At 45.6% G+C, this 19,686-nt stretch carries 26 protein-coding genes and 2 pseudogenes; 12 read left to right on the forward strand and 16 right to left on the reverse strand.

Features of this window, described 5'->3' with window-relative positions; genetic code table 11:
* Positions 1-89: 89 nt before the first annotated feature.
* Together RS881_RS00365 and RS881_RS00370 are read right to left on the reverse strand one after the other, a co-directional pair.
* On the reverse strand, positions 90-890 hold the full coding sequence (locus RS881_RS00365) for an MFS transporter (protein ID WP_315819258.1): 801 nt from the start codon (positions 888-890) through the stop codon (positions 90-92).
* Between the two features lie 161 nt (positions 891-1,051).
* The gene (locus RS881_RS00370) at positions 1,052-1,303 is read right to left on the reverse strand and encodes a hypothetical protein (RefSeq protein ID WP_315819259.1); all 252 of its coding nucleotides are present in this window, start codon (positions 1,301-1,303) and stop codon (positions 1,052-1,054) included.
* Between the two features lie 675 nt (positions 1,304-1,978).
* Between RS881_RS00370 and RS881_RS00375 the strand changes: the two genes are divergently transcribed.
* From RS881_RS00375 to RS881_RS00410, 9 genes and pseudogenes are all read left to right on the forward strand, one after another.
* Complete coding sequence (locus RS881_RS00375) at positions 1,979-2,227, forward strand: Gfo/Idh/MocA family oxidoreductase (protein ID WP_315819260.1); 249 nt, start codon at positions 1,979-1,981, stop codon at positions 2,225-2,227.
* A 2-nt stretch (positions 2,228-2,229) separates the two neighbouring features.
* Complete coding sequence (locus tag RS881_RS00380; protein WP_315824981.1) at positions 2,230-2,469, forward strand: Gfo/Idh/MocA family oxidoreductase; 240 nt, start codon at positions 2,230-2,232, stop codon at positions 2,467-2,469.
* A gap of 17 nt (positions 2,470-2,486) precedes the next feature.
* Positions 2,487-3,116: a Gfo/Idh/MocA family protein gene (locus tag RS881_RS00385; RefSeq protein WP_315819261.1), complete on the forward strand. Its 630-nt coding sequence runs from the start codon at positions 2,487-2,489 to the stop codon at positions 3,114-3,116.
* A gap of 289 nt (positions 3,117-3,405) precedes the next feature.
* Entirely contained in the window at positions 3,406-4,317 is a 912-nt protein-coding gene (locus RS881_RS00390; protein ID WP_315819262.1) for a sugar phosphate isomerase/epimerase family protein, read from the forward strand.
* A 56-nt stretch (positions 4,318-4,373) separates the two neighbouring features.
* The gene (locus RS881_RS00395) at positions 4,374-4,748 is read left to right on the forward strand and encodes a c-type cytochrome (protein ID WP_315819263.1); all 375 of its coding nucleotides are present in this window, start codon (positions 4,374-4,376) and stop codon (positions 4,746-4,748) included.
* Between the two features lie 219 nt (positions 4,749-4,967).
* Positions 4,968-5,531: pseudogene (locus RS881_RS00400) on the forward strand (3-keto-alpha-glucoside-1,2-lyase-like domain-containing protein); the annotation flags it as partial.
* Between the two features lie 107 nt (positions 5,532-5,638).
* Positions 5,639-5,701 carry a hypothetical protein gene (locus RS881_RS62180; protein ID WP_350340364.1) on the forward strand — a complete coding sequence of 21 codons (63 nt, stop codon included), beginning with the start codon at positions 5,639-5,641 and terminating at the stop codon, positions 5,699-5,701.
* A 435-nt stretch (positions 5,702-6,136) separates the two neighbouring features.
* Positions 6,137-6,439 (forward strand): LamG domain-containing protein, encoded by a 303-nt coding sequence (locus tag RS881_RS00405; protein ID WP_315819265.1) that lies wholly within the window; start codon positions 6,137-6,139, stop codon positions 6,437-6,439.
* Between the two features lie 11 nt (positions 6,440-6,450).
* On the forward strand, positions 6,451-6,927 hold the full coding sequence (locus tag RS881_RS00410; RefSeq protein WP_315824982.1) for a 3-keto-disaccharide hydrolase: 477 nt from the start codon (positions 6,451-6,453) through the stop codon (positions 6,925-6,927).
* A 137-nt stretch (positions 6,928-7,064) separates the two neighbouring features.
* Here the strand turns inward: RS881_RS00410 and RS881_RS00415 are convergent, their stop codons facing one another.
* The 5 genes from RS881_RS00415 to RS881_RS00435 all read right to left on the reverse strand — a co-directional run bounded on the left by RS881_RS00415 (position 7,065) and on the right by RS881_RS00435 (position 10,625).
* Positions 7,065-8,399 carry a Gfo/Idh/MocA family protein gene (locus tag RS881_RS00415; RefSeq protein ID WP_315819266.1) on the reverse strand — a complete coding sequence of 445 codons (1,335 nt, stop codon included), beginning with the start codon at positions 8,397-8,399 and terminating at the stop codon, positions 7,065-7,067.
* A 174-nt stretch (positions 8,400-8,573) separates the two neighbouring features.
* Positions 8,574-9,443: a sugar phosphate isomerase/epimerase family protein gene (locus tag RS881_RS00420; protein ID WP_315819267.1), complete on the reverse strand. Its 870-nt coding sequence runs from the start codon at positions 9,441-9,443 to the stop codon at positions 8,574-8,576.
* A 69-nt stretch (positions 9,444-9,512) separates the two neighbouring features.
* Positions 9,513-10,181: a DUF8845 family protein gene (locus tag RS881_RS00425; protein WP_527250452.1), complete on the reverse strand. Its 669-nt coding sequence runs from the start codon at positions 10,179-10,181 to the stop codon at positions 9,513-9,515.
* Positions 10,168-10,500 carry an RNA polymerase sigma factor gene (locus RS881_RS00430; protein WP_315824983.1) on the reverse strand — a complete coding sequence of 111 codons (333 nt, stop codon included), beginning with the start codon at positions 10,498-10,500 and terminating at the stop codon, positions 10,168-10,170. Before RS881_RS00430 ends, RS881_RS00425 begins: the two co-directional genes overlap by 14 nt.
* Complete coding sequence (locus RS881_RS00435; protein WP_315824984.1) at positions 10,428-10,625, reverse strand: RNA polymerase sigma factor; 198 nt, start codon at positions 10,623-10,625, stop codon at positions 10,428-10,430. Before RS881_RS00435 ends, RS881_RS00430 begins: the two co-directional genes overlap by 73 nt.
* Before the next feature lie 186 nt (positions 10,626-10,811).
* Between RS881_RS00435 and RS881_RS00440 the strand changes: the two genes are divergently transcribed.
* Complete coding sequence (locus RS881_RS00440) at positions 10,812-11,165, forward strand: arsenate reductase family protein (protein WP_315819269.1); 354 nt, start codon at positions 10,812-10,814, stop codon at positions 11,163-11,165.
* A gap of 78 nt (positions 11,166-11,243) precedes the next feature.
* Here the strand turns inward: RS881_RS00440 and RS881_RS00445 are convergent, their stop codons facing one another.
* Positions 11,244-11,840, reverse strand: a complete 597-nt coding sequence (locus RS881_RS00445; protein WP_315819270.1) for a transposase — start codon at positions 11,838-11,840, stop codon at positions 11,244-11,246.
* 253 nt (positions 11,841-12,093) lie between these two features.
* On the opposite strand from RS881_RS00445, the gene RS881_RS00450 reads away from it, so the two are divergent.
* The gene (locus RS881_RS00450) at positions 12,094-12,693 is read left to right on the forward strand and encodes a hypothetical protein (RefSeq protein ID WP_315819271.1); all 600 of its coding nucleotides are present in this window, start codon (positions 12,094-12,096) and stop codon (positions 12,691-12,693) included.
* A gap of 339 nt (positions 12,694-13,032) precedes the next feature.
* A complete protein-coding gene (locus RS881_RS00455) occupies positions 13,033-13,386 on the forward strand; it encodes a hypothetical protein (protein ID WP_315819272.1) in 354 nt (117 codons plus the stop codon).
* 78 nt (positions 13,387-13,464) lie between these two features.
* On the opposite strand, the pseudogene RS881_RS00460 reads toward RS881_RS00455, so the two are convergent.
* The 8 genes and pseudogenes from RS881_RS00460 to RS881_RS00495 form a co-directional block, all read right to left on the reverse strand.
* Positions 13,465-14,532: pseudogene (locus RS881_RS00460) on the reverse strand (DUF4421 family protein).
* A gap of 152 nt (positions 14,533-14,684) precedes the next feature.
* Entirely contained in the window at positions 14,685-15,935 is a 1,251-nt protein-coding gene (locus RS881_RS00465; RefSeq protein ID WP_315819273.1) for a hypothetical protein, read from the reverse strand.
* A gap of 184 nt (positions 15,936-16,119) precedes the next feature.
* Entirely contained in the window at positions 16,120-16,281 is a 162-nt protein-coding gene (locus RS881_RS00470) for a hypothetical protein (protein ID WP_315819274.1), read from the reverse strand.
* Entirely contained in the window at positions 16,278-16,673 is a 396-nt protein-coding gene (locus RS881_RS00475) for a hypothetical protein (RefSeq protein WP_315819275.1), read from the reverse strand. Before RS881_RS00475 ends, RS881_RS00470 begins: the two co-directional genes overlap by 4 nt.
* Before the next feature lie 296 nt (positions 16,674-16,969).
* Complete coding sequence (locus tag RS881_RS00480) at positions 16,970-17,992, reverse strand: gluzincin family metallopeptidase (RefSeq protein ID WP_315819276.1); 1,023 nt, start codon at positions 17,990-17,992, stop codon at positions 16,970-16,972.
* Positions 17,947-18,465, reverse strand: a complete 519-nt coding sequence (locus tag RS881_RS00485; RefSeq protein WP_315819277.1) for a gluzincin family metallopeptidase — start codon at positions 18,463-18,465, stop codon at positions 17,947-17,949. Before RS881_RS00485 ends, RS881_RS00480 begins: the two co-directional genes overlap by 46 nt.
* Positions 18,462-19,076, reverse strand: coding sequence for a hypothetical protein (locus tag RS881_RS00490; RefSeq protein WP_315819278.1), 615 nt, complete (start codon positions 19,074-19,076; stop codon positions 18,462-18,464). The genes RS881_RS00485 and RS881_RS00490 overlap by 4 nt, the downstream gene beginning before the upstream one ends.
* Positions 19,064-19,648, reverse strand: coding sequence for a patatin-like phospholipase family protein (locus tag RS881_RS00495; RefSeq protein WP_315819279.1), 585 nt, complete (start codon positions 19,646-19,648; stop codon positions 19,064-19,066). The genes RS881_RS00490 and RS881_RS00495 overlap by 13 nt, the downstream gene beginning before the upstream one ends.
* Between the last annotated feature and the right edge of the window lie 38 nt (positions 19,649-19,686).

The raw sequence follows: 19,686 nt of genomic DNA on the forward strand, positions 1-19,686 counted from the left end.
TGGTTGTTGGACATGTGAATCGTTGAAATTGAATGTACGAAATACTTACTGCCTATATCTTTAAAAACACATCATTAACATATTGAACACTAAGCTCCTGCTACCGCCAACTGCCCTGTTTTCTTACGGCCACGCATATAGATCACCAAACCCGCAAAAGCTACTGTTAGTATAATAGGTATTACCAATGTAGCATTCAATATTTCAGGCCCGGCGGCTTTCTTCGCTTCTGCCAGCGCTCCTGCCATTTCCGAACCCGCAGCCGCTCCATTATAATCTGCCAGGTTAGCGCCAGCTGGCAGTTTATTCCCTACCAGCTTATCATAATAACCACCCATAAATATCATATAAAGCGATACAGCAAACATGCCGGCGCCACCCATCAGGTTCAACCCAACTGCACCCGTCTTAGGTAGGTTTTCAGACACAAAGCCAAGCATCGTAGGCCAGAAGTAACAAACACCCATACCAAACACCAGCGCGCCTACAAATACCATATTGCCTGTTGTGTGCCCCAGCAAATAAATGCCTGCCGCAGCCAGAATGGCCGAGATCAACAATACACCCTGAGGAGAAAAACGATGAACCACAGGCTCTGCCAAACCACGGCCTACTACCATTACACCCGTTGATACAGCCAGGATCAAAATGGCATTATCAGTAACATTCCTTAACAATACATCAATCCACTGACCCGTAAACAATTCGGTAATGGCTGTACCAAACATGCAAATGATCATGAATATAAAAAGCGGATTGCCCAACGAACGATACATTTCTGATGTAGATACCCCGGCAGCTACCCGCTCTGTAACGGGAAATTTGAGCCTCGAAAAAGATATCCATAAATAACGGTAGGGATCAGCATCGTTCCCACCATCACCTGCCATCCAATACCCGCTTTTTCAAAGAAATAGGTGATGAGCGTGCCTATTACAATCCCCCGGAAACCACAGGTGAAAATGGTTCAGCTTGGTGGTTTTATTTTCAGGGTACAAAGCCGTCACCAGTGGATTACAGGCCGCTTCAACCGTACCGTTTGCAATACCTATTAATAAAGTAGAGATAAATAAAGTCCAATATCCGCTGGCAAAAATGGTGAGCAATATTCCCGCCAGGTGAAAAAGAAGGCCAGCATAAGCAATCGCTTCATACCGATTGAATCTACCACCAAACCGCCAATCACTACCGCCAGCGGAAATCCCCAGAATGCAGTAGCTGCAATAACACCTAGTTCAGAAGCATTTAAGTGAAAATCCGATCCCAGTTTGTTGAGGATACCAGCCCGTATACCAAAAGACAAAGAAGTTACCAAAGAGCTAAACAACTGGCCCAGAATAATTGACCACGTTGGATGGATGATTGCATGGCAAGGAGTTTTTATTTGTAAAAATCGTTAGGAATCTATTGGGAACCTGCCCACAGCCATTTTGCACCAGGAACCCCCTTTTGTCATACACAAAGACTACGCCCACTGGCTCCCGAAATCTTTCAGGACCATCTACCACCCCCTTTCTGTCGAACTTCCGGCCATGCTACCTAAACACTTCACCATCTTTCTGTCAATCCCACACTTAAATGCATTCGGAATCCAAATCAAAAATGGCCCATGGACGGAAGAGGCCTTTCGACCCCATAGCGAACAACTAATAGTTAACCGACCCTTCGAAGCAAACGGCTCGCAGCTCGCGGCTCAAAGCTCGCAGCTTTTCCAGCTCAATGCTTATAGCTTGCGGCTCACAGACTTTTGGGCGTTTTGACTTCAATGGGCCATTCAAAGCAAAAGCATTCAACATTTACAACCGGAATTAACCGATTAATTGTCCATTAATTTGCAAAACTTATGATATCCTGCTTAACTTTAGCACCCATTACAACCCATTGAATAATTTTCAATATACGGTCGTAAATGTAAAATATTTATTTTTAAATCACATTCTTCTTTTAACAATTTATAATACTTTCTAATCATTTTTACATGAACAGAAAATTACGAATGGGAATGGTTGGTGGAGGCAAGGATGCCTTCATCGGCGCCATTCACCGCCTTGCAGCCAATATGGACGGCCTCATAGAACTCGCCGCAGGAGCACTTAGCATCAATCCCGATATTGCTGTTGACTCCGGCAGATCCTTATTCCTTCCCGAAGATCGCATATACCTCAACTATGAGGATATGATCAAAAAGAAAGCCAGCTTCCCGCTGATAAACGCATCGACTTTGTAACCATCGTTACCCCCAACTTCGCCCACTTCGCTCCAGCCATGATGGCCCTCGATCACGGCTTTCATGTGGTCATCGAAAAACCCATCACCTTTACCCTGGACGAAGCACAACAACTGAAAAAAGGTCGACGAAACAGGCCTCATCCTGGCACTTACACATACCTATTCCGGCTACCCAATGGTCAAACAAGCCCGCGCCATGGCACAAGGGGGTACTCGGTAAGATCCGTAAAATATGGGTAGAGTATCCCCAGGGTTGGTTGAGCAAACTCAGCGAACGCGAAGGCAACGCCCAGGCTGCCTGGAGAACAGACCCTAAAAAATCAGGCAAGAGCGGCTGTATGGGCGATATCGGTACCCATGCCGCACACCTGGCAGAATATATCTCCGGATTAAAGATCACCCACCTTTGCGCCGACCTCAATGTAATGGTGTCCGGCCGCGCACTGGACGATGATGGCAATGTGCTGTTGAAGTTCGACAATGGAGCCGCCGGCGTACTTATGGCCTCACAAGTAGCAGCCGGAGAAGAAAATGCATTGAAGATCCGCTTGTACGGTGAAAAAGGTGGCATCGAATGGGCACAGCATGAACCCAATACCCTCCTCGTAAAATGGCTCGACCAGCCCACGCAGATCCTGCGTGCAGGAGCCAATTATACCGACCGCCTTTCCAGCTTCGCTACCCACAATTGCCGCACCCCGGAGGGCACCCCGAAGGATACCTCGAAGCTTTCGGTAATATTTACCGCAACTTCGCCCTCACCTTATCAGCCCGTATTGACGGCAATGAGCCTACCAAAGAAATCCTCGACTTCCCCGGGTGGAAGAAGGTATCCGCGGCATGGCCTTCATCGACAATGTAGTAGCCAGCAGCGCTTCCGACCTTAAGTGGACGGAATTCAAGGTATAAGCCATTGTTTCAATTAATGAGCATCGAAAGTTGAACATTGAGTATTGAACATTATTGTATTCCCCAGTCGCCAGCCTCTGGCTGGTGACGCATATTTACAAGCCTCCGGCTTGTTCAAAACATTAAAATGAAAACAATAAAAGGACCTGGTATTTTCCTCGCCCAATTCATGGGCGATAAACCACCTTTCAATTCCCTCAAATCCATTTGCCAATGGGCAAATGAATTGGGTTTTATTGGTGTACAGATCCCTACCTGGGATAACAGGTGCATCGACCTCAAAAAGTCGCCGAAAGCAAAACCTTTGCCGATGAATACAAAGGCACTATTGAGGAAGCAGGTATGCAGATCACCGAACTGTCTACCCACCTGCAAGGCCAGCTCATAGCTGTACATCCTGCCTACGATACCTTATTTGATGGCTTTGCTCCCGAAGCCTGCCGCAATAATCCCAAAGCCAGGACCGAATGGGCGGTACAACAGTTAAAATGGGCAGCTAAGGCTTCCCAAAACCTGGGCCTCAATGCACATGCTACCTTTAGTGGCGCGCTATTATGGCCTACCGTTTACCCCTGGCCCCAACGGCCTGCCGGACTGGTAGAGACAGGTTTTAAAGAGCTGGCCAACCGCTGGTTGCCCCTCCTCAACCATTTCGACGAATGTGGCGTAGATCTATGTTATGAGATACACCCGGGTGAAGACCTCCATGATGGTATTTCCTATGAAATGTTCCTCGGGCATACCAATAATCACCCAAGGGCCTGCCTCCTGTACGATCCCTCCCATTACGTATTACAATGCCTCAACTACCTCGAATTCATCGACAATTACCATGAGCGCATTCGTATGTTCCATGTAAAAGATGCTGAATTCAACCCTACCGGTAAACAAGGCGTGTACGGTGGGTACCAGTCCTGGATCAATCGCGCTGGCCGCTTCCGTTCCCTGGGTGATGGACAGGTCGATTTTAAATCCATATTCAGCAAGCTTACCCAATACGACTATGCCGGCTGGGCTGTCATGGAATGGGAGTGCTGTATCAAACACTCCGAAGATGGCGCCAGGGAAGGAGCCCCCTTTATCAGGGATCATATCATAAGAGTAACAGAAAAAGCATTCGACGACTTTGCAGGCACCGCAAGCGATGAAAAATTTAATCGCTCAGTGTTGGGTTTGTAAAGTAAATTGCGCCCGCTTTCGTCATCCATTTGTCATATATCTAAAATAGTAGCACAATGAAAAAGTTGATGATCGCTTTTTTGATCTCCGGAGCACTCGCAGCCTGCGGGGAGAGGAAAAAAAGCCTGCAGAAGGAAAAACAGAAGAGAAAAAGCCGACCCCTTGCCGTTGCAAACCAGAAAGGACTTGAGTTGATTGGCTCTAACGACTGTACTACCTGTCACAAGATCACCGAAAAAAATATAGGACCAGCTTATACCGATGTGGCCGCTAAATATGAAGCCACCCAGGCCAATATTGATACATTGGTCAATAAGATCATCCAGGGCGGACAAGGTGTTTGGGGCCCCGTTCCAATGACTCCTCACCCATCCCTCAGCAAAGAAGATGCTACCGAGATGGTGAAGTACATCCTGGCGCTGAAGAAATAGATTTTCCCAATTGCTAAATAGGGTATTGCAACAGGACCAGGCCCCGCCACCTGCTGCAATACCTGTTTTATAGCCTCCCAGGCCGCCGGGCAAACTCCCCTCATTCCCGAAACCTTTCGCCACCACCTGCCCCTCGCCATTCCCCCACTCCCTTTTGATTACATATATTTTTTCTCGCGATCAATAAAATTCCCGTACTTTCAACCCAAATTTTTTACAATGCTAAAACGGTTTTGCCTCCTGCTCTCTATCGTTGGCGCCATCGCCTGCTCTACCCCTAAAAAGCCTCCGGACCAACATCCCCAATACCCTTACCAGGGCGGAAAAAAGGACGGCTGGCAACTCCTGTTTGATGGCTCCACGAAAAATGGATGGCGTATTTACAACAACCGTACCGATGGCGCTGCCTGGAAAGTAGGCGAAGGAGCACTCTATTTTGAACCCACCGCCAGGGGGCCCAAAGGAGAAGGCGCTGGTGAACTCATTACTACCGACTCTTTCGAGAATTTTCACCTCAAATTGGAATGGAAGCTCACCGCAGGCGGCAATAGCGGTATCATGATCCTGGCCCGGGAAGACCTCAAATATCGTTACGCCTATATTACAGCACCCGAAATGCAGATCATCGATAACGACAAGCACCCGGATGCTAAAAACATAAAGCACCGCGCTGGCGACCTATACGACTTTATCACAGCTGCACCCGAAAATGTTCGCCCCATCGGCGAATGGAACCAGGTGGAAATCGTACTCAATAATGGCAAACTCGATCTCTATCAAAATGGCGCCAAAGTAGTATCAACTACCCTCTGGGATGACAACTGGGCCGCTATGAAAGCGCAGAGCAAGTTCAAAAACACCCCGATTTCGCTGCTTTCCACAAAGGACATATTGTATTGCAAGACCATGGCGATAAAGTGTTTTTCCGGAATATCATGATCAAAAACCTGTAATGAGCCCCAAAACATACTTCAAAGAGGCTGTTCCTATATAAGGAATAGCCTCTTTTGTTTTGTATCAGAAAACTGTCGTTTTGTCTGTATTTTTAGTGACCATCACCTGCAGGTAAACTGCCCAACTCCCATAGAATAGCCGTATTTCAGCAGTAGTTTAACCGTTCTTTAGCCTACTTTTTGGTAAACCAAACGTAAACCTAAAGTAAACTTGAAGTAAACCTGAAGTAAAGTGAAAAGTTAGAAATAGGGGCAAAACCCGGATTTAGCCGGTTTTCACGGCCCGTAGAATAATAGAGAAGGTACTTTTGCATAGCTTATTTAATAAGCTTAATCTGAGTATAAAAATACTGATAAAATGTCAGTTGGTTAACATTTGGATCACAAAAATTATATTCAATCATGTATCTTGAACACACAAAAAAATCCACATTTATGCGATCCCTGCTTGCTGCATTTGCACTGGCTTCTGCTTTTAGCGCCTGCCAGTCAACTGAACAAACCCCTTCAACCGACGCCTCTAAAAAAGATACCATGGCGGCAACACCAGTTACAGCTCCCGAAAACAATAGCCTTACCGCAGCCGAACAGGCCGACGGATGGCAATTGCTTTTTGATGGCACCTCCAAAAAGAACTGGCATGTATTTAAAAACCTGTCCGACGGCTCCGCCTGGAAAATAGTAGACGGTACATTCCACCTCGACCCTTCACAAAAAAAAAGGATGATAAAACAGTAGGCGGCGGTGATATTGTTACCGATGAAGAATACGACAACTTCCACCTCAAACTAGAATGGAAACTCGATTCCGCCGGCAACAGCGGTATTATGTTCTATGTGAAAGAAGATCCCAAGATCGAAAAACCCTACCATACCGGCCCCGAAATGCAGGTACTGGACAATGCCGGCCACAAGGATGGAAAGATCAACAAACACCATGCAGGCGATCTTTATGACCTCATCTCCAGTTCTCCCGAAACAGTAAAGCCCGTCGGCCAATGGAATCAGGCAGAGATCATTGCCAAAGAAAGCACCCTCGAATTTATCCTCAATGGTACCAAAGTAGTCTCCACCAAAATGTGGGACGATAATTGGCGCAAAATGATTGCTGGCAGCAAGTTCAAAGAATGGTCAACGTTCGGCACCTTCAAATCAGGCCGTATTTGCTTGCAGGACCATGGCGATCCCGTATGGTACCGCAATATCAAGATCAAAAAATTGAAATAATGATCTTTTCTGCCCAAAAGTGAGCCTTGAAAAGTAATCATTATAAAAACCAAACAGGGTGAACTGCCTTTCAAAGCAACTCACCCTGTTTTATTTTCAAAGTGTCCCACAAATCCTAAGATCCATTAAACCCTGGTTCAGACAATCTTCGGCAACTTATATCCATTAAAGTATTCCTTCACCAGGTACTCCTTGTTTACTTTATTATCCGTAAAAGCCTCTTTCGTTTTATCCCATGCCAACTTCTGTCCTGTGCGGAATGCAATATTTCCCATCTGCGCTACAGTAGCAACATGCGCCCCTGCCTGGATTGAACAATGCAAGTCCTCCATTTTTCGCGATTTTACCACCTCCACAAAATTCTCCCAATGCTTATTCAAGCCATTATCAGAAGATTTTACCAATGGTTTGGATACCTTACTCTTGCTTTGCCTTTCTTCTATCACTTCCCAGCCATCGCGATTGAGTATCAACGTACCATTATTGCCAATGTAAGCAATACCATGATTACGGCCATAAGAGCCATTATCTATACCCATGGCCGAATCCCATACCAGGTTAAAACCATCAAATTCATATAAGGTGGTCAGCGTATCAGGCGTTTCCTCATACAGATCAGGGTAGGCAAACTTACCACCCAATGCAGCAATCGTTTTGGGCGTGGGAGCCTTCATACCCAGCAAAGCATAGTCCAGTAAATGTACACCCCAGTCCGTCATCAATCCACCTGCATAATCCCAGAACCAGCGGAAATGAAAATGAAAACGGCTGGCATTAAATGGCCGGGTAGGAGCAGGCCCCAGCCAGGCCGCATAATCTACTCCCGCAGGAGGCGCACTGTCAGCACGTACAGGTTCGGGATGCATCCAGCCCTGGTAACACCAAACCTTTACCGTTCGGATATTTCCTAGCTGACCACTTTGTACAAAATCAACCGCATCCCTGAAATGCTGCTGGCTCCGTTGCCATTGCCCTGCCTGCACCACTTTATTATACCGCTGTTGTGCAGCCACCATCGTGCGGCATTCTACAATAGAATTGCCTACCGGCTTTTCTACATAAACATCTTTACCCGCCTCACAGGCATGGATCATTTGCAAGGCATGCCAATGATCAGGAGTTCCTATGATCACCACATCAATATCCTTTTGTTCCAATAATTTCCGGTAATCCGTATACACACTTACTTTCGATACATCTACATTCATCTTGCCCAGGTCCCCCTTGCGCTTGTCCAATACATTCTTATCTACATCGCAAATCGCCACCAGGTTTACCCCCGGCACTTTAAGTGCCGCATTCACGTTCGCCCAGCCCATGCCATTAATACCAATGGCCCCTATATTCAGTTGGTCGGCAGGCGAAATTCGGTTGCGAAATATCGAAAAGGTCCGGTTGTCGAAAGAAGATAACACCGTAGCCCCTGTTACCAGCGCGGCTGTCTGTTGCAGAAATTTCCTGCGATGGCTCATAATCGTTGAAGTTTAAAAAGGAAGGTTATTAATAGTGTCTAAGTTACAATTATTTAACCAATACTACCTCCTCCATTCTGCTCAACTCACCCAACCCATCCTATCCCAATCTGTCCAACTCCTCCCAACCTGCGCAACCCATCCAAATCTGTGTAATCCGCGATTCCGCCACTTCTACAAAATATTCCCCTTCAAATAACCAATACTCTTGGCTATACTGTCAAAGGGCGATCCCGGACATACATCCTGTTCTACGAAGAAATATTTCATGCCACTCAACCTGGCATTTTTAAAGATCGTCTTGAAATCAATCACCCCACTACCTACCTCCGTAAAAGACTTTTGCGGTGTATTGTCCATATCTTTCACATGCCACATACTGAAGCGGCCAGGGTGTGCCTGGAATAATTTAACCGGGTCATGGCCCGCTTTTACTGCCCAGTAAAGGTCCAATTCAAATTGTACCAGTTTGGCATCTGTATTCTGCGTGAGAATGTCAAAACCCGTTTGACCATCTATCGTGGTAAATTCAAAATCATGATTGTGATAGGCCAGCTTCAGCCCTCCCCCTTTTGCAAATCCGCCTGCTTTATTCAGCCCTTCCGCAATTATCTTATAATTATCCGCCTTGTTTCGGTAAGCCTCCTCCAGCCAGGGAATCGTAATGTATTCCTGCCCCAGCTTTTTGGCATCTTCTACCGCCCTTTTCCATTCATCCTCCCAGCCGCCCTTCAGGAAAAAGCTGCCGGGATAAGTGTGCCCGCTGGGAGAACGCAGACCATTATTCTTTAAAATAGCAGATAATTCACCAGGAGAAAGATTGAACCATTTGCGATTGCCATAACCAAAGGTTTCTACTTGCTTGTATCCCAGTTTAGCCACCTTTTCCAAAGTGCCCCTGGGATCTTTACCGATCTCATTACGAAGTGTGTATAATTGTACACCTGCAGCAGTAGGTTTCTTAAAGATGTCTCCTTTATCCAGGAAAAAAACAGCCGTGAGAAGGGAAGATTGTTTGAGAAAGTCGCGACGGGAAGCAGGCATCGTATATGTATTAGATACACAAAATACTAAAAATACCACGTCGTTCCGTAAGCAATTCTTTTAACCCGCTCACTCCTCTTCCATCTGGTTCAGCAGGTTTTTCAACTTAGTAATATGCCTGCCGTATAATTTATTGACATACCAAACATTCAGAAAATAACTTCCAATCGCCAGCGCTACACCCGATACCGTGAACAACACAAAATAGTCATGCCCGGTAATATGGGTAACCATGGGCGGAATTTTGTCAGTAGACCGCGGAGGGGTTTTGAAGAACACTATAAGACCGGCTACAAAATAAGCGGCAGGCGTAAGTACAGTGCCCGAAACAAAATAAAAACGAACATATTTTTCCAGCGTGTGTAGTCTTTGTTCCAGGTTCGACTTTACCTCACAATCTACCCGCTGCATTTCTTTTAACAGTTTATTCTTGCGGAAGTAATAAACCACAAACGACAAACCAATGATCGATAACAATACCGCAATTTCCCAATATTGTCCATGCCATGCTGTGATATAGTACCATATTGTAATCGAATACAAAACAATGATCACAATCAGTTCAGTAGCCAGGTTGCGCTTGATACGGGCAATCGGATTCTGCGACCGCTTACGCAAAATAGCAGCAATCTCCTCCTCATGACTGGCCACATCAGGCACTATCCCTCCTCTGTTAGTAGGATGGAAATCCTTCTGGTCCAAATCCTTCCAGATCTCTTTGAGGTTATCCAAATCCATGTTCAACAACTTTAGTGAGTTTACGTAATTTTTCCTTGATCCGGTTCATCTTTACACGCAGGTTATTCTGATTAATACCCAATATCTCTTCCATCTCATCATAACTTTTATCCTCCAGGTACAACATCACAATACCCCGTTCTATTTCGGGAAGCTGATGAATAGCCTGGTACAACTGCTGTAATTTCTCCTCTTTGTCCTTATTATATTGAATATCCTGAATCTCAGTCGGCAGTCGGTCTGGTTCTACACTTTGAATGTGCTTTTTTGCTTGCGAAGGTCCGAGATCGCCGTATTGAGCGCAATACGATAAAGCCAGGTACCAAACTTGGAATCGCCCCGGAATCGTGGATAAGCCTTCCACAGTTGGATTACGATCTCCTGGAAAAGGTCCTGCTTATCGTACTCCGATGAGCAATACAGGTTACATACCTTGTATAACATACCCCGATGTTGGTTTACCAACACTATAAATTCATTTTGGTCAGGCCTGGACTGCAAACTTGGGTGGTTTTAGCGAAAAGATACTAATTGGACGGCGAATGTCGGAAAATATTACAGTTGGAACATTTGTTTTTACCCTAACGAGAAGCGAAGGATTAAAAACCAATGAATTAAATTGCGCCCGCTATGAAGAAATTCTATCACCTCGGAAATTGCACCACCTGCCAGGCCATTATTAAAGAAACTGGTATCGACAATGCTGGCTTTACCATGCAAGACATTAAAACAGAGAAAATTACACCTACCCAACTGGAAGAAATGAAGAAATTGGCAGGTAGTTATGAAGCCCTTTTCAGCCGCCGGGCCCTCAAATACAAAGAGTTGGGATTGAAAGATAAGTCGCTTTCCGAAGCCGATTACAGGGACTTCATTCTGGAAGAATACACCTTCCTCAAACGGCCCGTCGCCATGCTCAATAATAGGATCTTTGTGGGTAACGATAAAAAAACAGTCCAGGCCCTTAAGGAGGCGATTAATTGATGTTCAGTGAATTTGCTCTACGTTGTATCCACCCCGTCAAAGTAAGCGATTTCACGTTTCACGATTGATGTTTCACGTTCACGGCCTCCCCTTCACTACGCCCCTGATCAGCCCTTCCATGTCAATGACCGTTACATGAACCAATCCCCTTCGCCCTGAATAATCGCCGGCAGAACTGTATACATAGTCCTCGGCCAGAAACACAATCTTGTCACGAACCGGATTTTCATGCACATAGGCCAGGTGCTCTTTTACCCGCAGGGGCTGCTTAAAATCCACAAACTCAGGATTACTGCAGCTTTGCCATACCTGGTACTTCTCGATCTTCTTCAAACTTTGACTGAAATGTTCAAAACGTCCCAGTATCCAGTCGCGCCGTAAATCGGGCTCCATGGTAATAGCGTCCAATATATGAGTGGTAGTTATTCGCTTGAAATCACGTTCTATCATCGACAAGCCAGTTCCATCCTTGGCCTGTAACAAAAGGTGCAGGTGATTGGTCATCAGGCACCAGGCATATACCGTTAAGCCCCTGGTAGCTATAAATTCATTCAGCGTATTGGCAATGATGTGTTTATAAACCGGCTTGATAAACACATCTACCCAGTCCACCGTATTAAAGGTAATATAGTGGCATGTATGCTGATTGCTTACACTGCTATTTTCCTGCTTCATAACACTGCGGTTTTACAACAATCACTCCTTGATAACCGGCTAGAATTGCAACCCTAAAATTACAAATACCATTCCGTTCCACATCCATTTGCAGCATTTAAAACATATACTTAACCCAGCTCCCCGAACTGGGGCGCCAGTGCAACATTTTCACATATTTGTGCGATTGCCCTACCCCGCATTATAGAATAGGTTTGCATATTATTTAACAACCGGCCCGAATACCATTTAACCTGGTAACAACATTTTAGCCATGAAAAGTGTAAGCCTATTTGTATTAGCCTTTGCGCTAATGGCCACTACCCTAACCAACATTTTTGAAGACCTCAGCTTTACAGAAGACGACGCGAAAGAGAACGTCATTGCTTCTTTTGGTGGCGGGTTCATCTCCACTTCCTATGAAGTGATCAGGAAAGCCAAGTCCTTACCGGTAGAGCTCAAGGTGGCTGGCACCCGTCAGTTGATCAAATTTGCCAGGGAATATACCAAGACCAGTGAGTTCCAGAAAAAGTATACCAAATGGCGGAATGAACGACTTGGATACAAGAAAAAGAAATTGGGCATTCCCAATCCGATGAAAATGATTGACAATGCCATCGACAAGCAACTCAACAAAGCTGAGGATGAAAAGAGATTCCCTGCCAACGCGCATGAGCTCATCAAACAAAGACTAAAAGAATTCCTCGATATTGCTGCTACCGTCGATTTTGATGCCAGTCTCAATGGCTCCATGTTTGCCAATCCCGAATATGAAGCCAAAAGCGGCCAATGGAAAATGTGCTATCGGGCCGGTAAAGAAGTAGTTACAGCAGCCCGTGAAGAAGCACAGGCATGGCTCAAAGAATTACAATAACCAACAGGATAATTTGCGTGTAGAAAAACGGGTGAGCATGTAACAGTGCCTCACCCGTTCGTATTTTATTAAGGGTTACAGAGCTTGGCATTCAATAACCAGTAATTAGTAATTAATAATCATCTATCCCTCCGTCGACCAACGCCATTCGTCGACCATATCTAGTTTAAGTCGCCATTCTCACCTATCCGGCAGAACATTGCTATAGTTGATCTACTTTATGTTTTTACACGGCCATGCCTTATAATTTTATGCTTGTTAGGACCACTATTATTTTAATACCCACATCGCTTTCCAAAGGGGGCCTGTGGAAAGCATCACAAAATGAAATGATAAGCCATGAAAAAGTATTTAACAACATTAACCGTGCTGGCCTTCTTACTCATCGACCAGGCCACTGCCTTTGCACAGGAGGAAGATACCCCAGTGCCAATTACACCACGTTGGGTTTCGGCCAAAGGATATTGGGTCGTAGAATCCAATGTGCATAACCCCAAACAATACACCATCAGGTTTTATAACAACGACCAGGTAATGGTGTACAAAGAGCAGGTGCAGGGTATAACCTTAAAATTGGAGAAGCGAAAAGTAAAAATGAATTTAAAGCGTGTACTGGATGCTGCCGTACTGGCCTGGGAAAAGAAACCTCAGGTAAAAGAAAATGAAGGATGGGTCGTGAATGCCATTCGATAAGAAACAAAAATGATGACAAATCTCATATATGCATGTTATCATTACCCCTTCCTGTTCTCCGGAAGGGGTTCTTTTTACCTATTGCTTTACATCAAATACTTTGATCTTCCTTTTCAGTGAAGGACCGGGCTCAAAACGATAGGCAGCATTCAGCCGTACATTGCCGGTGCGAATGGCATATTCACCGGTCTTACCCTTTGTTTGTACCGTACTATTCACCCACAATAAACTAATATTCATGCGGTCGCTGTTGTAACCAATACCCATGCGGGTTAGTATATCCGGGCTGACAGACAATTTGTGTTCCTTTTCATCATTCCGCAACTGCTTTTGGAAACTAAGCGGCAGACTCATGGTTATACCCCCTGTGGCATATAAATGCTCTCTTCTTACATAAGTATACGCATAACCAATACCAGGGCCAATATCAAAATAACGCATCTTGGTTACGCCTGCCTGACTATATTCACTGGCTAAAGTACCAGGTACAAAAGCACTATCTCCCTTATTTTGACCATAATAAAATTCAGCGCCTAGTAATAAACTACCGGCCGAACGTTTCTGCCATTCATTCTGTAAAGCGGCCGCTCTTAGCGAAAACTTCTTCCAGTTGTATATATAATACCCAGCAGCGCCAAAATGCCGCACTTTAATATCGGGCCGGTAATACCAGCTATCAATTTCCTGGGATACGATCTTTTGGGATAAGCATAGAACCCGCGGTATAGCTGACCAAAAGGTCAATACTCATTTTGCGCGTATAAATATGAGATTGCAGATCGAGGTAGCGCGTTTTCCCTTCGACCTATCCTCCCGGTTTAGAAAATCAAACCCATAAGCCAGGTTCAGTGTAAACCATCCGTACGTGGCGCCTACTCCAAAATTGAGCGTGGTATTGGGACGATATTCCAGGTCCTTACCCCGCTCCGAAGCCCGGATACGGAAGGCCGAATATTTCTGCGAAAAGAATACACGGGAAGTAATGAGGTCTGTGTACGATTCGTAGTACGCTCTATTAAACTTCTTAGAGCTGTCTGTTTGAGCAAAAGCTTTGGTATAGAAGGAAATACAGGAAAATGTAGTAAGTAATGCCCATTGAAGGGTCCTTGGACATTTTGCTACCTTGTCTGCGGCCTTTCTTTGCATACCTGCAATATCATTGATTTCAGTGAAATATGACAAGTATATGCAATAATGCTGCCTATCCTTTAACAATGTATTCAAAAATAAGGGCCTGCGCGTTCCATCGTCGGTCGTAATAATAATATCTGATGCACGGAAGCAACTATTAAAATCACTCAGTTGCTGCTTATTCGGCCGGGCGCCTTCTGGCAATTCCTGCGTACCCTTGGCCAGTAAGCTGCCCTTGTCGAGCCGTATAATACGCCCCTTGGTTTTTCCTGCAGGCGCTTGTATAAGTCATCTGCAGGCATCTTCCAGCCCTTTTTCCCTTGCTTTTTAGCTACCGCTTCATCCACGGGTATCATGGCTACCAACTCCTCGCTCGTCATTAATTCCAAACCATGCTTGCGAGCCGTAGCATTATGACTGGCATGATGACCTACCTTATAAAATACCGTACGCTCCAACAGCGAGGCGGCGGTTACCGTTTCCTTCTTTCCTTTTTTAGTTACCTGCCATTTTAAGCGGGGTTCAGTGCTTTTTTCATCCACCCCTTCCGTCCAGCTTAGCCAATTTCCAATCTGCGCATCCGCTGGGAACAGCAATACCTTCTCACTATCTTCCAGCTCAATCGCAATTACCAGACTGGTATTGTTGGTATAAGAATCCAGGTTAAGCGCCAGCGCCCCCGCATTGTGCAGCCAGTCTGTGCCAATACTCCGCCAGTTATGCTTCTTGTCGTAATAGAGATTCCACACATGCTCATTATCCCCTTGTTGCTCAGCCGTTGATCCTGATGCATCCCATTGGTAACGCTTGTGAAAGGGCGATAACGTATCCTTATTCTCTTCCTCCTCATTATGCGTCAATGCCATAAAAAAATTATCAGAAAGCCCCATCTCAGTCAAATACATTTCAATATGCTGCGAATCCTCCATCACCCGCAGCTTATCATAATCCTTGGGTGGCCCCAGGAAATAGAAATTTATACCCGGCAATCCGGTCGATTTAACATCTGCCAACTCGCCGGGATTCCAGAAATTAATATCAGGGCTCCCCTTAGACCGGCTACGATTAATAAAATAACCCATCGCATCTTTCATCGTAAGCCCCAATTCCGAACCATTGGCCCCAAGACCAGCCACATCCCCTTGGCCAATATCATAAAAGCCCAGCAATTGCTGTACAGCCGTAGCATAACGTTGCTGAGCCGCATAATAATCCGACCCCTGGTATTCCTTATCCATCATCGTCCGGTGGTCCGCTTGCTGAATCGAAGCATTGTATATCTGCAAGGCTTTTACCAAGGCCTTCTTTTTCTTGTCCTGCTTTTGCTTCAATTGTATCGCCAGTTCATCCCCTTCACTACCTATATTTTCTGTCCAGGCTAGCCAAACCCTTTCCACTTCTATTTCATCCCACAACAATTGCTTTTTTTATCCCGCAGGTTAAACCCCGAAATATGATCCTTGTGTTCATGCGTTTGAACCACCAGGTTCAGCTTTCCCCCACATTCTTTTTTGATATGGTCAATAACCTGCCTTAACCGGTCCGAATCACCGGTCAGCATGCCACAGTCGATCAACATCCGGTAGATCGGCTTCGATTTACTTAAAAGGTTAACAGAAAGCAATCCCCAAATCCATGCGCATACATGCGTATAGATACACTATCTGCTTTGCCAGCTGGAATAGCTTCCTTGTTAGCAGTCGTTTTCTTAGCAGCCTTTTTTACTGCTTTACCCGCCGGCTTTTTGGTAGGTGCTTTCTTCACGATTTTTTTACAGCAGCCATAGGTCTATTATAGAATTTTATGGATAATGGCAAAGGCTCCGCTTCCAGGTTGCCATAAGCCGTTCCGAAATAAGTAGCGTTCAGCGAAAAATCATTGTTGTTGAAAAGCATGCGGTATTGCCGTTTCATCCGCTCTTTATCATTAATATCCTTACGGATAATATATTTCAATTTCACATTATCCTTGCTGAAGGCATAGTTCAGGTCAAAGATCAACGTACAACCACCCCTGAACACAAACCAACCTTTGGGTAATACCTTTTCACTCCCTTCTCCCGTGAGACCTTCCGTTTTTTCGGGATAGGCGTATTTCTTCCCAGGCTTTCCGCCTTCCGGAAGCCCATACCACCCATCCTCTGGCGAGTCAGCCACAAAAACCCCTTTACCTCCACATTCCCATAAGCATCTGTTTCACAAACCACTCCCCGCCGTTGCGTAAGCGTAACCAATATCTGGTTCACTACATTACCACTGGGGCCCACCCGGCTGGCCAGTTTTAAATTGTGTACCTCCAACTTGGGAGCCCCTTTTTGTATTCTGTGCCGTAGATCGCCCTATACCCTGCTGGTCTATCAGGCTTTCATCCAGCAATAACCCCGTAAGCTTACTGAATTGCTTCACCGCCTTTTCTCCCATGAACTTAACATTGAGCCGCTGATGCAGGCCCATCACCCGATTGGTACCCCGGTCAGACTTCCCTTTTTTCGTTGCATCTTGCCTGCCATCGGGGGTACTAATGTCGCCCCCGTAATAAAGATCTTAGTAAGGCGGTACAGATCCTCCCGGTTCGTGATATAACTGATCTTCTCCTTGAACAGTTTAAAGAACTCCAACAGGTTGGTGAATTGGTCCTCAAATTCCTCCACCTCATCATCTACCTTGCACAACAGGCTTTCAACACTCATATTCTTTACATTCTCCGGGAATATGCCCCTGCGCTGAAATGCCTCTATGATCCCTATTCGATAATCCATATTGTCTTCTTCCACCAGGTCATAATCGGCCGTGATCATAGCCCGCAGGTAATCCCCAAAATTGATATCCATTGGTGGACAGTAATCCAGCGCCCGGATACATATTTTCAGGATCTGGCCAGCTGTTTTACTGGCTTCCTGTGCCATGCGGTTTACCAGGTCGGGATGCAATGATCCTGGCGATAACATACCCGTTCCCCCTGTTGCGATCCGTAGCAGGTCGGCCACGCGCCGTCGATAAATATTGCTGAATATATCAAAGATCGTAGCCACCAGGATCGAGCCCCGCTCATGCGGCTCAATCACTTTCTGATAACTGGCAGGGTCGGGTACCAGTGGTTGCCATTTACCCGTCTCCTCATTGATCGTGCCCAAGGCATCCCGCAGGCTACCATAATGACCAATAGCTTTACCAAATTCCTGCGCCAGCTGACCCAACAGGTTTTGGCTGGCCAGGTCACCACGCGTACGGGCTATCTGGTCTTTCAATACCTCAGGAAAAGTAAAGTGTTGGAACAACGCTACAATGTCCGCAAAGGCTTCATGAAACGCCAGCGAGTCCGGATGCGTCGCTTCAATATAGCGGCGGTGCATACCGTCCAGCAAAGCATGGGTAATTTCATGCGCAACAATATCATGGCTTAAGCAGGTAAACACCGTTCCTCCGGGCATTAATAAACTAGGCGTGTCTGGAGCTGCACTGAAATAGCCAAACAACAATGCTTTTTTTGCGGACTATAATAGGCATTGGCTTCCCTCAGGGCATGGGGATAGATGCGCAAACGCTGTACATAGCCAGCTGCATAACCATCTTTATCCCGGTAAGGGCTCCACAATATTTTACGTCCTAAGGCCCGTTCAAAATTCTTAATGGTGATCATAGCCACCGCATATACCATCTGCTGGTGAAACTGCGGATTACTTTCTGCCGGATCAAGCCCATCCTGTGCCAGCGTATAAGGATCATCCAGGTTGACCGGCTTATAGAAGCACCCACTGGACGGATCAAAATCCACTACTTCAATATATTCTCCCACAGGCCCTGGCTTTAAAGCCTCCCAGGGCACCTTATAGACAATATTATTGATAACACTCGTATCCAGTTTGAGCGACAGGGAGGGATCAAAAGTAAAAGCCCGCAATTTTCGGAAGGCAGGCTTTAAAGAGGTAATGTTGAAACAGTCTTTCATGATGGTTGCGTTAGCGTAGGACAATACAGCCGCACCTGTAATTCGGTAAGGTTAGCTGCTTGTATAGCAAGATAAGTAAGTTCTTCCTTAGATAAAGGAGTTAGATTCGTTCCTACGTTACGTGCAATGGTAAGTTGGGGAGGTTTCAGGTTGCGTTGCAATATAACCTTATAATTTACCTCATTTTCCAGGTAGGTCGTAAGTTCTTTACGGTACCGGTTGGGGTCGGCCACCCATTCGGGCTTAAACTGATGCGCGTCGATAACCTCCTCCGTGATCTTCCCTTTCACCAGGTTGTCAATAAAGCCCGGTATACACTGCTCCAGGTTCCAGCCCAATGATAAGTACGCGATCTGCCGCCCGGCATTTGCCGCATTATTGTAAATATCTTCGATGATCTGGAAGTTTTTGATCCGCGCCATAAATACATCCATCGTTCGGATCAGCAATACCAACAGGTTATTAAAGGAGCCCTGGAAAGGTAATTTATTACCTGCATCACTGGTGATCACAATATCACAGGCATACATACTGCCCGTTTGCGTGAGCTTCTGAATACCCTGGTTATCATATACCCCTCCATCTACCAGTTGAGGATTTACGCGAAGCATATCTGTGGGCGTTTCAAAAAATCCTTATCAATATGTACCGGCGTAAAAGCGAAAGGAACACAGGAGGATGCCATTACTGCCCGCGCTACAGGAAATGCATCATTCTTGAAACGTACAGGAGGGTCCATATGGGCATAAGAAGAATCTTCCATCTTCAACCGGGAGAAAGTAAATGGCCTGGCGGTTTGCAGGTTGGTAGAGCCGACCGCCAGTAATGGCCTGTTCGTTAACTGGGAAAGGGTTGCGTGCTTATAAAAGAATTTATTATAGGCTTTCTCCACTTCCTTACTTACCGGGAAAATGCTAAACTGAAAACGGATAAACAAATACAACATCAACACGATCAGCGGTAGAGATAACCAGGCATAAGCGGTAAACAATATATATACAGCAGGTACCAGGAATACAAGGAAAAACAACAAGGTCCTGATAAAAGTGAAGGAAAGAAAAACCTGCCTGATAACACTTTTGCTACCTAGAGACTCCAGCATGTATTTTTCAAAGGCATCAAAATTTTTATTATTCAAACAATAGTAGGCCCCCGTAATGGATCCGCCCGATATGGTAGACACTACATCTACCTGTTGTAAAACCCCATATCATGCAGTTT

The organism is Paraflavitalea speifideaquila (genome assembly GCF_032395985.1).
GTDB lineage: Bacteria > Bacteroidota > Bacteroidia > Chitinophagales > Chitinophagaceae > Paraflavitalea > Paraflavitalea speifideaquila.

Bases quoted from the DNA above. Each gene is read 5' to 3' on its own strand.
- RS881_RS00425 (WP_527250452.1), bottom strand. From the start codon at position 10,181: ATGGATTTGGATAACCTCAAAGAGATCTGGAAGGATTTGGACCAGAAG.
- RS881_RS00490 (WP_315819278.1), bottom strand. From the start codon at position 19,076: ATGCTTCGCGTAAATCCTCAACTGGTAGATGGAGGGGTATATGATAAC.
- RS881_RS00405 (WP_315819265.1), top strand. From the start codon at position 6,137: ATGCGATCCCTGCTTGCTGCATTTGCACTGGCTTCTGCTTTTAGCGCC.
- RS881_RS00455 (WP_315819272.1), top strand. From the start codon at position 13,033: ATGAAAAAGTATTTAACAACATTAACCGTGCTGGCCTTCTTACTCATC.
- RS881_RS00485 (WP_315819277.1), bottom strand. From the start codon at position 18,465: ATGAAAGACTGTTTCAACATTACCTCTTTAAAGCCTGCCTTCCGAAAA.
- RS881_RS00440 (WP_315819269.1), top strand. From the start codon at position 10,812: ATGAAGAAATTCTATCACCTCGGAAATTGCACCACCTGCCAGGCCATT.
- RS881_RS00450 (WP_315819271.1), top strand. From the start codon at position 12,094: ATGAAAAGTGTAAGCCTATTTGTATTAGCCTTTGCGCTAATGGCCACT.
- RS881_RS00415 (WP_315819266.1), bottom strand. From the start codon at position 8,399: ATGAGCCATCGCAGGAAATTTCTGCAACAGACAGCCGCGCTGGTAACA.
- RS881_RS00395 (WP_315819263.1), top strand. From the start codon at position 4,374: ATGAAAAAGTTGATGATCGCTTTTTTGATCTCCGGAGCACTCGCAGCC.
- RS881_RS00420 (WP_315819267.1), bottom strand. From the start codon at position 9,443: ATGCCTGCTTCCCGTCGCGACTTTCTCAAACAATCTTCCCTTCTCACG.
- RS881_RS00365 (WP_315819258.1), bottom strand. From the start codon at position 890: ATGGCAGGTGATGGTGGGAACGATGCTGATCCCTACCGTTATTTATGG.
- RS881_RS00435 (WP_315824984.1), bottom strand. From the start codon at position 10,625: ATGTTATACAAGGTATGTAACCTGTATTGCTCATCGGAGTACGATAAG.
- RS881_RS00445 (WP_315819270.1), bottom strand. From the start codon at position 11,840: ATGAAGCAGGAAAATAGCAGTGTAAGCAATCAGCATACATGCCACTAT.
- RS881_RS00375 (WP_315819260.1), top strand. From the start codon at position 1,979: ATGAACAGAAAATTACGAATGGGAATGGTTGGTGGAGGCAAGGATGCC.